This is a genomic window from Rhodoblastus sp. (assembly GCF_052145335.1).
In the GTDB taxonomy this organism is placed as follows: Bacteria; Pseudomonadota; Alphaproteobacteria; order Rhizobiales; family Beijerinckiaceae; genus Rhodoblastus.
This window is the reverse complement of the sequence record NZ_JBKQOU010000089.1, coordinates 1-11,199: the sequence shown is the minus strand read 5'-3', so window position 1 is coordinate 11,199 and position 11,199 is coordinate 1. Positions and strand designations below refer to the sequence as shown.

Sequence of the window (11,199 nt, the reverse complement as noted above, 5' to 3'; positions counted from 1 at the left end):
GTAACAGCAGGCTTGCGCGCCGCCGAGGCTTTCGTCGCGGCCGATCGCCCCTTCGAGGCGCTGAAGACCCTTCGAGGGCTGTTCGCCCTCGAAGCCGAAATGATGGAAAAAAAGCCGGCCTCAGCCGCCGCGTGATGTTAGAGGAAAAAAGGCCATGACCGTCTCTCCCGTTGCTACCGTCAGCGCCCCCGCCGCTGCTTCCTCCACCGCCGCCGCCTCGGCAGCCAGCACGACCGCGGCTTCCGCGACACTCAATTACAACCAGTTCCTGCAATTGCTGATGACCGAAATGCAGAATCAGGATCCGACCCAACCGATGGATCCGGTCGCGCAATTGTCGCAGCTCGCTTCATTCTCGGCGGTCGAGCAGCAGGTGCAGACCAACACAACCTTGACCTCGCTGTTGAACACCAACACGCTGTCGCAGGCCGAATCGGCGGTGGGCCACACCGTCACCTCCGCTGACGGTTCGGTCAGCGGCACGATTTCTTCGGTGACCATCAATTCGAGCGGCGCGACCGCCAACCTCACCAATGGCCAGACGGTGACGCTGGTCTCCGGCGTCACCATCTCGTGAGGCATGATGCGGTGAATCACGCCGATGAATGAAGCCGACGCGCTCGATCTCCTGCACTCGTCGATCTGGACGATTCTGCTTGGCGCAGGACCGGCGGTCACCGCCGCCATGGCGGTCGGCATAGCCATCGCCCTGTTTCAGGCGCTGACCCAGATCCAGGAAGCGACGCTCACTTTCGTTCCGAAAATCATCGCCGTCCTGGTGGTGCTGGCGCTGAGCGGCTCGTTCATCGGCGCGCAGATTCATTCCTTCACCGAACAGGTCTATAGCCGCGTGGAAAAGGGCTATTGAGCGGCAGTTTGAGGCAAGCTTTGGCGACCATCCTGCCTTATCGAAACGATAAGGTGAAACATGGCGCAAGCAGCGGCGATCACTTCCCTGCAACCCGCGGCCAAGGGCGGGCGCGACATCGCCTTCGCCCTTGGCATCATCGGCATCCTTTGCATCTTTTTCCTGCCGGTTCCGGCTTTCATCATCGACCTGGGGCTGGCCTTTTCGATCGCCTTGTCCGTGCTGATTCTGATGGTTTCGCTTTGGATCGAAAAGCCGCTGGAATTTTCCGCCTTCCCCACTATCCTGCTCGTTTCCACCATGTTGCGGCTGGCGCTGAACATAGCCACGACGCGCCTCATTCTCACCCATGGCGCGCAGGGCGTGACGGCGGCGGGTTACATCATCGGCGGCTTCGCGCGGCTGGTGATGGGCGGCGACTTCGTCATCGGCCTGGTGGTCTTCATCATCCTGATCACCGTCAATTTCCTGGTCATCACCAAGGGCGCGAGCCGCATCGCGGAAGTCGGCGCGCGCTTCACCCTGGACGCCATTCCCGGCAAGCAGATGGCGATCGACGCCGATCTTTCCGCCGGTCTGATCAACGACAAGGAAGCCCAGCAGCGCCGCCGCGAACTGGAGGAGGAAAGCTCGTTCTTCGGCTCGATGGACGGCGCCTCGAAATTCGTGCGCGGCGACGCCATCGCCGGTCTGATCATCCTCGCGGTCAATGTTTTCGGCGGCATCGTCATTGGCGTCACCCGTCATTCGCTCGACCTCGCCGCCGCCGCCGACGTCTATACCAAATTATCGGTCGGCGATGGCCTGGTCTCGCAAATTCCGGCGCTGATCGTCTCATTGGCCGCCGGCCTGCTGGTCTCCAAGGGCGGCACGCGCGGCGCGGCCAACAAGGCGGTGCTAGGGCAGCTCGGCAATTATCCGCGCGCGCTCTACGTCGCCAGCGGGTTGCTGTTCTTCCTCGGCCTGACGCCGATGCTGCCGTTTTTTCCCTTCGCCTTGTTCAGCGGTCTCTTGGCTTTTCTCGGCCACTCCATTCCGAAAAAACTGGCGCAGGAGCGCGAAATCGTGGAGGCGGCGCAGCGCGCGCGCGAAGAGCAGGAGCGCGCCGAGGCGAAGAATTCGGTCAAGGAATCTTTGCGCACCAGTGAAATCGAACTGGTGATCGGCAAGCAGCTTGCGGCGCGGCTGTTGCAGTCGCAGAACGAGCTTTCAACGCGCGTCGCCCGGATGCGACGGAAATTCGCCGTGCAATATGGCTTTGTCGTGCCGGAGATCAAGGTTTCCGACAGTCTCACCGCGCCGCCGAAAAGCTATCAGATCAAGATTCACGGCGCCATCGTCGCCACCCAGGAAGTGCGCATCGGCGAATATCTCATCATCAACGGCGACGGCCGGCGGCCCGATACGCCCGGCGAGGAAACGCGCGAACCGGCCTTCGGCATGAAGGCCTACAGCATTTCCGATGCTTTCGTCGCCGAGGCGAAACGCCGCGGGTTTAATCCGGTCGACAACATGTCGGTGCTGCTGACCCATCTGTCGGAAGTGATCCGCAACAATCTGGCGCAACTGCTTTCCTACAAGGACATGCGCGCCCTGTTCGACCGGCTGGGGCCCGAATACAAGCGCCTGCTCGATGAAATCAGCCCCTCGCAAATCTCCTATTCCGGCTTGCAGGCGGTGCTGAAACTGCTGCTCGCCGAGCGGATTTCGATCCGCAACCTCCAGCTCATTCTCGAAGCCATCGCCGAAATCGCGCCTCATGCGCGTCGCGCCGAACAGATCGTCGAACATGTGCGCATTCGCATGGCCCAGCAAATCTGCGGCGACCTCGCCCAGGGCGGCGCGTTGAAGATTTTGCGACTGGGCAATCGCTGGGACATGGTGTTTCACCAGAGCCTCAAGCGCGACGCCAAGGGCGACGTGGCGGAATTCGACATCGATCCTCGGCTGGTCGAGGAGTTCGGCGAGGAAGCCTCCGGCGCGATCCGCCGCCATATGGACGCCGGCGAGCATTTCGTCATCATCGCGGCGCCGGAATCGCGCCCCTATGTGCGCATGATCGTCGAACGCCTGTTCGCAACCCTTCCCGTCCTGTCACATCTCGAACTGGCGCGCGGCGTCGAGATCAAATCGCTGGGCACGATTTCGTGAATGCGATTTCGGGGGAAATGGTCACTTCCGCGCTGATCCTGTTCTGCCGCATCGGCGCCTGCCTGATGCTGGCGCCGGGCTTTTCCAGCCCTCGCCTGCCGGTTCGCGCGCGACTGTTCATCGCCCTGGCGCTGACCCTGGCGCTGGCGCCTGTCCTGACCGGCGGCAAGCCTATCGTCATCGCTCATTTCGCCGCATTGGCCGGCAATATCTTCGGCGAGTTATTTATCGGCGGAATGATCGGGCTGCTGGGGCGACTCTATTTCCTGGCGCTTGAGACCATGATGATGGCGGCGTCGATGAATATCGGCATGAGCAATGCGTTCGGCGCGCCGATCGACGAAAACGAATTGCTGCCGCCCATCGCCACGCTCGTCACCTTGACCGCGACCTGCCTGATCTTTGCTTCCGGTCTGCACTGGGAGCTGATCCGTGGCATTGTCGCCTCCTATGCGATCATGCCGGTCGGCTTCGCCCTGTCGCCCGCGGTCGCACTGACCTCGGTCGCCGACAGTCTGGCGCGGACTTTTGTCATAGCGCTCAGGATCGTCAGCCCGTTCATCGTTTTCGCCGTCGTCGTCAATATGGCGATTGGCCTGGTAAACCGCCTGACCCCGCAAATTCCGGTTTTCTTCATTTCCGGTCCGCTGGCGATCGGTCTCGGATTGGCTTTGTTCTACTTCGTTTCCGGGCCGATGGTCTCAGAGTTCATTTCGCAATTCGCCGATTGGGCGGTCAAGGGGAACTGATGCGCGATCGACATAAATCGCTGGCCCGATTGCTCCAGGTGAAGACCCAGTTGCACAAGCTCGAAGAAGCGCGGCTGAACGAAACCCGGCGGCGCCGGCAGGAGATGGGGGAAGAAAGGCGCGCCATGTTCGCGCTCCTCGGCGACGAGGAAAAGACCGATAGTTTGATCCTCGGTCTGGCCTGCCGGCATATATCGCGAACCGACAGGAGCGAACGCGATCTCGACATTGCCGAACAGGAGCAAAAGCAGGCGCTGCTGCGGCGCAGCGCGCAAAAAAAGGCGTTGGAGAAGACCCTGAGGGAGACGATCCGAGCGATGGAGCGCGACGCGGAAAGGCGCGCCTTGCTCGACATCGCTGAAAGGCTCGCCGGGCAATCGCGGACCAGCCTCCCGTAAGCTTGACGTTCTATCATTCCCCAAGACATACGCGGTTCCCCAATGGCGATTTCTCCGGCTTCCGATATCATCCTCGACGTCGCCCGCGCGGCCGATCCGCAAAAGGCCATGGCGACGACACGCGCGCTCGACGCAGGGGCGGGCGGCGACGCGACGAGTCAGTTTTCGCGGGCGCTGGATGGCCTCGTCGTCGCTCCGTCGCACCCGGATTTTTCCTACCGGAACCCGATCGCTTCGACGCTCGGCGGGCAAGGGTCGGCGGCGCAAAAGGCCGCGATGGGCCTGGAAAGCGTGCTGTTGAAAAGCTTCATCGACCAGATGTTGCCAAAGGACGCCGTGGATGTTTTCGGCGGAGGCGTTGCGGGTGACGTATGGAGGTCCATGCTGTCGGATAAAATCGCCGATCAAGTGGCGAAATCCGGGGCGCTGAAACTCGGGACCCGGCTGTTCGCAACCCATCAGGATCTGCTGCATTCGGCGCGGCAGCAGAAGTTCGGTCAGTTCCCGTCGGCGCCGCCGACGGCTGGTAAAGTTTGACGAGGCGCGCATGGTCCAAAAATCGGGCGCGTCGCCGCGTCAACAAGCCAGCGCACAGACCGCGTTTTACGAGGCGATTGGCCGCATGGAAACCCTTGTCGATCAGGAAACGGCGCTGCTGCGCGAAAATCGCGCAGTGGAATTGACCGATTTCAACCATCGCAAGCAGCAGGGCCTGTTGGAACTCAATCGAATCCTGCGTAATTTCAGCCATTTCGACATTCAGCTGGTGGACCGGGAGTGCATTCGCCGACTGGTGCGCAAGCTCGAAGCCAATCGCCAGATTCTCGCGCACCATTTGCGGGCGATGGATGAAATCTCCAGCCTTGTTTCGCGGGCCATGCAAGAAGCGGAATCCGACGGGACCTACGATCGCGGCGGGGCTTGAGTTTGATTCGGGAGTGCTGCAATGGGGCCTGCTGGAGGGACCGATGATCAAGATGCTGGTCCTTGCGATTTGGGTGAGCGGGATCACCGCTTTTACCAGCGCCGCCGCATCGCATTGGCTGGGCCTGCCGTTCATGGCGCCGGCCGCTGACAGCGCGCCGCCGCTCTACGAATATCGCAAGACGCGGGTGATCAATGTGCCGATCATCGCCGACGGCGCCTTGCTAGGCTATGTGATCGTGCAGTTTCTCTATGGCGTCAATGTCAAGGTGGCGGAGAAGCTCAATGTCACGCCTGAGGTCTTCATCATGGATTACGCATTCCGGACACTCTACGGCGATCCCAGCCTCGATTTCCGGCGTCTCGACAAATATGACATCACCGGTTTGACGATCCAACTCAAGAATATGGTCAATGAAAAACTGGGCAATGGATTGATCCAGGAAATCCTGATCCAGGACTTCTCCTACATGCCGAAGGATCAGGCGCCGCGTTGAAGGCAGTCGCGGCGGCTCGCACGAAAGACAGTTCCGCGCAAGCGCCTGGCCGTAAATTCTGAAGGGTGGAGAACAATCCGGAATAGCGCGCGCGCCAACTGGCGCTTCTTGCGGCCCCCAACTCATGGTGCGTCAGGCATGGAATTTTTTCGTCACGGAATGACGCGTGCGGCACGTTCGGCGCCGACGGATGTTTACGCGGCGTTGGCGGCCTTGCTTGGTCCTCGGCTCGACGGGATCATCGACGAATTTTATTCGGGCTTGCAGGCGGACCCCTCCAAAGGCGGAATCCTCGCCAAATCGGGAAAGGTCGATGGCCTCAAGAAAAGTCTCAAGCAGCATTGGCAATTTGTCCTGTCGCGCACGCCGGACGCGGAGACCGCCAAGCGCGCGCGCCGCGTAGGCGGGGCCCATGCGCGGATCGGATTGCGGCCGGCCGATTACATCGACTCCTATGCGCTATTCTTCAAGCAACTGGCCCGCATCATTCTCGCCGCGACGCCGCGCCAGTCCCTCTTGCTCGACGCGATGGCCGAAGTGCTTTTCGCCGACATGAGCGGAGCCCTGACAGCCTATTTCGCCGGAATCGAATCGGTGGCGCGTGAGCGTGAAGCGCTGGATCTGGTGCAAAGTGTAAACTCGGAAATGGAGGCGTCGAACGCGATAGCGGAGACGCAGTCGGTCTCGTTGGGCGCCATTGTCGCCGATCTCGAAAAAGTGTTGATGGAATTACGCGGCGGCGTCTCGCTGGTCAAGGACGGAGCCTCCACGGCGTCCGATTCCATCGCCTCAGTCGCCGCTGCGGTCTCGGAATTGCACGACTCCAGCCGGGAAGTCGGGCGACAGGCCAGGGAGGCCAACGCTTTGGTCGGCGATGCGGTGGAGCGGGCCGACGAAGCGACGCGGCGCTTCGTTTTGCTGGCCGCTTCGGCGGCGCGGGTGACCGAAATCGTCGGCCTCATCGGGGGCATTTCCAATCAGACCAGCCTGCTCGCGCTCAACGCGACTATCGAAGCGGCGCGCGCCGGAGAAACGGACGCGGTTTCGCCGTCGTCGCCAATGAGGTCAAGTCGCTTTCCCAGCGAACCAATGCCGCGACACGCGATATCGCCAGTCAGATTTCCGAAATCGAAAGCGCCACCACGGCTGCGGTCGGTACGATGAAGGACATGCGTGAAATCATTGGGCGCATTTCCGAAATAGCAGCATCGGTGGCGCTCAGCTCCGGGCAGCAGGTCGAGGCGATCCAGGAAATCGGCCAGAGCGCAAATTCGGCCGCGAGCGGCGCGGGGCGTCTGGGCGCCAGCGTGGACGTGTTCACCGGCGCGGTCGCCGACGCGGACCGGGTGGCGGAAAAAGTTACGACGCAGTCGCGCCAGGTCAGCACGCTGTTCGAGCGCCTGTCGACGCGGCTGATGATGACTCTACGCAATTTCGCCGACGCCGATCAGCGCCGCAATCCCCGTTCGCCGGCCAAAGTTCCGGTCGAAATGACCATAGGGGGGCGCAGCGTCAATGCCGATATCGTCGAGATTTCGGAAGGTGGCGCCTTGATTGTCGGGCTGGCTGAAAAGCTGGAATTGGGAACGGTCGTCGAAGCCAGGCTCAAGGATATCGGCCCGCTTCGGGCGCGCGCGGCAGGCGTTTCGGAATTCGGTCAACGCCTGCAGTTCGTCGAAGTCCCCGATGCGACCGCTTCGGAGCTGAAAACGTTGATGCAGCGTCTATTCGGCAAGGAGGAGGTTTTCCGCGAAATCGTTATCGCCCGAGCTGGAATGATCTCCCGCCTTTTTGAGGAGGCGATCGCCAAGGGCGAGATTTCCGAAGCCGATCTTTTCGACGTCAATTACGTGCCGATCCAGAACTCCGATCCGAAACAATATCGCAATCGCGCGCTCGATTTTCTCGATCGTCGGCTGCCCGCGATTCAGGAGCCGATTCTCGACCTCGATCAGGCGATCGTGTTTTCCGCCGCCGTCGATCGCAATGGCTATCTGCCGGTGCACAACAAGAAATATTCCGCGCCGCAGGGCGAGGATCCCATGTGGAACAACGCCAATTCGCGCAACCGCCGGATATTCGACGACATGACCGGGTTGATGGCCGGGCGCAACATCCAGCAAATCCTCAGTCAGACTTATCCGCGCGATCTTGGCGGCGGACGGGTGGAGCTGATCAAAGATATTTCCGCGCCGATCCATGTCCGTGGGCGGCACTGGGGCGGCCTGCGCATGGGCGCCAAGATTTCCTGAGGGCCGCCCGGGCATCGAGACGCCGTCGGCGCCGATTTCTCAGAAATCGGCGCTTTTGCAAATCACGCCCGCCGGAGCGCGGCGCGGCGGGGTCAGTCGCGAATCCGCGACCGCCAGGGAAAAAAGCCGCAACCGTTCGGCAGCCACGCCACAGGAGCCGTCGAAAGCGAGATGCTGGATGTCGACGCCGGCGCGCGCCGCATTCAGGCAGAGATTGAAAAAGGCGGTGACGCCATGCCAGCAGAACTCCATGTTCAGAGAAATCGTCGGGAGAGCGTCCCAGAGAACTTCGAGATCGGCCGACCATGCGTAGCGCAAGGCGCCGTGTTTGAAATAGAGTTCGGCGGACGAATTGACCAGATCCTCGAGATTGGCGCAACGCTGTGCATGAACATAAACGATCAGGTCGACGACGTTGATCAGACGCAGTTCCGTTGCAACGTCGGCCAGGCTCTCGGCGAGGAGTTTTTCGCAGGACAGCGTGAAGTCAGCCGCAAATTCGGCGTTTTCCATGGAAGTCGCTTTCACTGGCTGCGCGGTCCTGCACCGCTCTTGTTGAGGAAATGGATGAGTTCGGCGATCACGCGATAGAATTCCGCGGGGATCATCATATCGACTTCGACACGGTCGTACATGGACCTTGCCAGAGCCTTGTCTTCGATCACCGGAATGCCGTGCTCCTCGGCGATTTCGCGAATTTTCAGGGCGATCAGATCCTGGCCCTTGGCCACGACTTTCGGCGCGCCGCCTTCCGAGCGCACATAGCGCAAGGCGATGGCGTAATGGGTCGGATTGGCGATGACTAGCGTGGCGTTCGGCACGGCGCTCATCATTCTCTTGCGTGAACGGTCCAGCGCCACCGAGCGCAGCCGGGCCTTGACCATCGGGTCGCCCTGGATCTGCTTCATCTCGTCCTTGACGTCTTGGCGGCTCATCCGCAGATCACGCTTCCAGTGCAGCCGGGACCACACCAGATCGGCGGCGGCGAGAGCGAAAACGGCGGCGGCGATACCGGCGAGCAGGCGCGTGACCATGGAGAGCAGGTGGTCGGCCAAGCCGCTTGGATCGGAATAAAGCGTCGCGACGGCGGAGGCGATTTCGCTTTTCAGGATCAACGCCGCGATGAAGCTGACGGCGAAAAGTTTCAGCACGCTTTTGGCGAATTCGGCGGCGCCGCGCGGACTGACCAGCCGCGACCATCCGGTCGCCGGAGAGACGCGCTCCCATTTCGGCGCGATCCGTTCCGTCACAAGACGCGGCGGATTTTGCGCGAACGAGGCGACCAGGGCGCTGGCGACGAAAAGCACGAAGGCAGGAAGCACGAAAGCCACTCCGGCTTCGGTGACGGCGGCGAAAAGGGCGCTCGCGTTGCGTCCCTCGCCGAGGCGGAACTGGCCGCACTGGTCGAGCATTTGCTGCAAGCCGCCAACCAGGCGAGAACCGCCGGAACGCAGGAAGAAGGCGAAAAACAGCAACGATGCGAGCAGGCTGGCGAACAGCGCCGTCTCGCGGGAAGTCGGCGTGTCGCCCCTTTCGATCGAATCGTGCAACCGCTTCTCGGTCGCCTCTTCGGTCTGGCTTTCCTTGTCGGGCTTGTCGCTCATGCCGGCCTGCTTTTCTGCCGGACGCGCCGGTCAAGGCGACTCATTCGAAGATGGCGTCGCTTTGGCCGCCGGAATTGATTTCGATCTCGTTGCGTTCGGCCATTTCAAGCACGGCGTCGGCGATGGCGCGACGCGCCTTCAACACGTCGCGCTGCTGCGCCGGGCCGCCGGTGTTCAGTTCGCTTTCCACCATGCGGTGGGCGCGCGCGCCCATCGAGGAAAGAATGAGCTCGCGGAAAGCGCCGTCGGTGCCTTTCAGCGCCAGCACGACGCGATCCGCCGGGAGGCGGTCGAACACCGTGGTGCGCGCCTTTTGCGAAAGCTTGGCGATGTCTTCGAAAGTGAACAGCAGCCCCCGTAGGGTCTCGGCGTCTTTTGGCCGGTCTTCGGCGAGGCTGGTCAGCACGTCCTCGATCTGGTCACGCTCCATTTTGTTGATGATGTCGGCGATCTTCGAGTGGGTGTCGGCGCCGGTGTTTCGCGCGACGTTCAAGAGAAGATCCTCGTGCAGCGTCCGCTCCAATATCCGCATCATCGGGTCCATCACCGGGCGGGGCGACAGCATCCGGCGCATCAGGCCGTTGCGCAGGTCGCGCGGCGTTTGCGCCATGATCTTGGCGGCGGTCCCGGAGGAAAGTTTTGAAAGAACCAAAGCGAAAGTCTGGGGATGCTCTTTCAACAGATAGGAGGCGAGGACGCTTTCCGGCGCGGCGGAAAGGCGGTCCCACATGGCCTTGTTGGAATTGCCGAGCACATCGGAAAGAATTTCGGCGGCCTCCTCCGGCTCGAGCGCGCCCGCGAGCAGATTTTCGGCTTCGCCGGCCGACCCGAGCAATTCCGCGCCCGCGGAAAACTGCTCGGCGAAATCCTCGATCAGTTTTTCAATGGTCGCGGGATTGACCGAGCCCAGCTCAGACGCGGCGCGCGTGACCTGCCGCAATTCGAGCGAATCGAATCGCTTGAGCAGCCGGCCGGCGATTGGCTTGTCCAGCGCGAGCAGAAGCGCGGCCACCTTTTCGGCGCCGAACAGCGGGCGCGCCAGACTATAGGCGCGTCCCGCCTGCTGCGACACGATTTTCGCGACTTCGTCAGGCAAAGGCGTCGACATCGGCGGATCCCACGATTTCGGTCAGGGAGACGCCAAAGCGCGAATTGTCTTCATCGACGACAACGACTTCGCCGCGCGCTACAATGCGTCCGTTGACGACGACATTGACTGGTTCGCCGACACGCTGGTCGAGAGCTACGACGGCTCCGCGCCCAAGTTTCATCAGATGGGACACCGGCATTTTTGCCGAACCCAGCACAACCTGCACGGTGACGGGGATGCGCAGGATGGCGTCATGCCCGGAGTTTTCGAATTCCGGCGCGGCGAGACCGGGTTCCGGGGCGTCAGCGGTTTTCGGGAGTTCGACGGCGTCTGACATTTTTGTCCTCGGGGATGGAGAAGCCTATTTGGCCTCAGTTGCGCCTGCGAGCGCAAGGAATTGCGCGAGCGGCATTTCGTCGACGTCGACGCGGTCGGAGACTTTCAACGTGTAGTGGCCTCTCGACTGTCCGAGGTCGCACCAGAACAACGGCTGGTTCTTGCAATCGAGCCGCACTTTCGAAAGGGCGGAGGCGTTGACGGGGAGGATGTCGCCGACGCGCCATTGAGAAATTTCGCCGAGCATCACGGTCTTTTCATCGAGAATGCCGATCGCGGCGATCTCGGCTTTCTGCACGCCCAGATGCATCAGTTTCTGCCAGCGGGGGT

General features: G+C 61.6%; 14 protein-coding genes and 1 pseudogene. 10 read left to right on the top strand and 5 right to left on the bottom strand.

Annotated elements, in window-relative coordinates; translation table 11 throughout:
- The first annotated feature begins 154 nt into the window (after positions 1 to 154).
- The 10 genes and pseudogenes from flgD (at position 155) to ACLP2E_RS06310 (ending at position 7,839) form a co-directional block, all read left to right on the top strand.
- Entirely contained in the window at positions 155 to 577 is a 423-nt protein-coding gene (gene flgD / locus ACLP2E_RS06355; RefSeq protein WP_442462426.1) for a flagellar hook assembly protein FlgD, read from the top strand.
- A gap of 24 nt (positions 578 to 601) precedes the next feature.
- A complete protein-coding gene (gene fliQ / locus ACLP2E_RS06350) occupies positions 602 to 868 on the top strand; it encodes a flagellar biosynthesis protein FliQ (protein ID WP_442462425.1) in 267 nt (88 codons plus the stop codon).
- Positions 869 to 928: 60 nt separating this feature from the next.
- Complete coding sequence (gene flhA / locus ACLP2E_RS06345; protein WP_442462424.1) at positions 929 to 3,019, top strand: flagellar biosynthesis protein FlhA; 2,091 nt, start codon at positions 929 to 931, stop codon at positions 3,017 to 3,019.
- On the top strand, positions 3,016 to 3,768 hold the full coding sequence (locus tag ACLP2E_RS06340) for a flagellar biosynthetic protein FliR (protein ID WP_442462423.1): 753 nt from the start codon (positions 3,016 to 3,018) through the stop codon (positions 3,766 to 3,768). The genes flhA and ACLP2E_RS06340 overlap by 4 nt, the downstream gene beginning before the upstream one ends.
- Positions 3,768 to 4,166 carry a hypothetical protein gene (locus ACLP2E_RS06335; RefSeq protein ID WP_442462422.1) on the top strand — a complete coding sequence of 133 codons (399 nt, stop codon included), beginning with the start codon at positions 3,768 to 3,770 and terminating at the stop codon, positions 4,164 to 4,166. The genes ACLP2E_RS06340 and ACLP2E_RS06335 overlap by 1 nt, the downstream gene beginning before the upstream one ends.
- 42 nt (positions 4,167 to 4,208) lie before the next feature.
- On the top strand, positions 4,209 to 4,703 hold the full coding sequence (locus ACLP2E_RS06330; RefSeq protein ID WP_442462421.1) for a rod-binding protein: 495 nt from the start codon (positions 4,209 to 4,211) through the stop codon (positions 4,701 to 4,703).
- A 10-nt stretch (positions 4,704 to 4,713) separates the two neighbouring features.
- Entirely contained in the window at positions 4,714 to 5,091 is a 378-nt protein-coding gene (locus ACLP2E_RS06325) for a hypothetical protein (RefSeq protein ID WP_442462420.1), read from the top strand.
- A 13-nt stretch (positions 5,092 to 5,104) separates the two neighbouring features.
- Complete coding sequence (locus ACLP2E_RS06320) at positions 5,105 to 5,587, top strand: hypothetical protein (protein ID WP_442465442.1); 483 nt, start codon at positions 5,105 to 5,107, stop codon at positions 5,585 to 5,587.
- A 138-nt stretch (positions 5,588 to 5,725) separates the two neighbouring features.
- A pseudogene (locus ACLP2E_RS06315) lies at positions 5,726 to 6,876 on the top strand (methyl-accepting chemotaxis protein); the annotation flags it as partial.
- Between the two features lie 126 nt (positions 6,877 to 7,002).
- Positions 7,003 to 7,839, top strand: coding sequence for a PilZ domain-containing protein (locus ACLP2E_RS06310; RefSeq protein ID WP_442465443.1), 837 nt, complete (start codon positions 7,003 to 7,005; stop codon positions 7,837 to 7,839).
- 39 nt (positions 7,840 to 7,878) lie between these two features.
- Here the strand turns inward: ACLP2E_RS06310 and ACLP2E_RS06305 are convergent, their stop codons facing one another.
- The 5 genes from ACLP2E_RS06305 to ACLP2E_RS06285 form a co-directional block, all read right to left on the bottom strand.
- A complete protein-coding gene (locus ACLP2E_RS06305; protein WP_442465441.1) occupies positions 7,879 to 8,352 on the bottom strand; it encodes a hypothetical protein in 474 nt (157 codons plus the stop codon).
- A gap of 11 nt (positions 8,353 to 8,363) precedes the next feature.
- Positions 8,364 to 9,443: an EscU/YscU/HrcU family type III secretion system export apparatus switch protein gene (locus ACLP2E_RS06300; RefSeq protein WP_442462416.1), complete on the bottom strand. Its 1,080-nt coding sequence runs from the start codon at positions 9,441 to 9,443 to the stop codon at positions 8,364 to 8,366.
- 40 nt (positions 9,444 to 9,483) lie between these two features.
- Positions 9,484 to 10,551, bottom strand: a complete 1,068-nt coding sequence (locus ACLP2E_RS06295; RefSeq protein ID WP_442465440.1) for a flagellar motor switch protein FliG — start codon at positions 10,549 to 10,551, stop codon at positions 9,484 to 9,486.
- The gene (gene fliN / locus ACLP2E_RS06290; RefSeq protein ID WP_442462415.1) at positions 10,532 to 10,870 is read right to left on the bottom strand and encodes a flagellar motor switch protein FliN; all 339 of its coding nucleotides are present in this window, start codon (positions 10,868 to 10,870) and stop codon (positions 10,532 to 10,534) included. Before fliN ends, ACLP2E_RS06295 begins: the two co-directional genes overlap by 20 nt.
- Positions 10,871 to 10,894: 24 nt before the next feature.
- Positions 10,895 to 11,199 (bottom strand): FliM/FliN family flagellar motor switch protein (locus ACLP2E_RS06285; RefSeq protein WP_442465439.1); only part of this gene is annotated, 305 nt, incomplete at its 5' end.

What these genes read in the sequence shown, in the direction of transcription:
- flgD (WP_442462426.1), top strand. Translation starts at nt 155, where the DNA reads ATGACCGTCTCTCCCGTTGCTACCGTCAGCGCCCCCGCCGCTGCTTCC.
- fliQ (WP_442462425.1), top strand. Translation starts at nt 602, where the DNA reads ATGAATGAAGCCGACGCGCTCGATCTCCTGCACTCGTCGATCTGGACG.
- flhA (WP_442462424.1), top strand. Translation starts at nt 929, where the DNA reads ATGGCGCAAGCAGCGGCGATCACTTCCCTGCAACCCGCGGCCAAGGGC.
- ACLP2E_RS06335 (WP_442462422.1), top strand. Translation starts at nt 3,768, where the DNA reads ATGCGCGATCGACATAAATCGCTGGCCCGATTGCTCCAGGTGAAGACC.
- ACLP2E_RS06330 (WP_442462421.1), top strand. Translation starts at nt 4,209, where the DNA reads ATGGCGATTTCTCCGGCTTCCGATATCATCCTCGACGTCGCCCGCGCG.
- ACLP2E_RS06325 (WP_442462420.1), top strand. Translation starts at nt 4,714, where the DNA reads ATGGTCCAAAAATCGGGCGCGTCGCCGCGTCAACAAGCCAGCGCACAG.
- ACLP2E_RS06310 (WP_442465443.1), top strand. Translation starts at nt 7,003, where the DNA reads ATGATGACTCTACGCAATTTCGCCGACGCCGATCAGCGCCGCAATCCC.
- ACLP2E_RS06305 (WP_442465441.1), bottom strand. Translation starts at nt 8,352, where the DNA reads ATGGAAAACGCCGAATTTGCGGCTGACTTCACGCTGTCCTGCGAAAAA.
- ACLP2E_RS06300 (WP_442462416.1), bottom strand. Translation starts at nt 9,443, where the DNA reads ATGAGCGACAAGCCCGACAAGGAAAGCCAGACCGAAGAGGCGACCGAG.
- ACLP2E_RS06295 (WP_442465440.1), bottom strand. Translation starts at nt 10,551, where the DNA reads ATGTCGACGCCTTTGCCTGACGAAGTCGCGAAAATCGTGTCGCAGCAG.
- fliN (WP_442462415.1), bottom strand. Translation starts at nt 10,870, where the DNA reads ATGTCAGACGCCGTCGAACTCCCGAAAACCGCTGACGCCCCGGAACCC.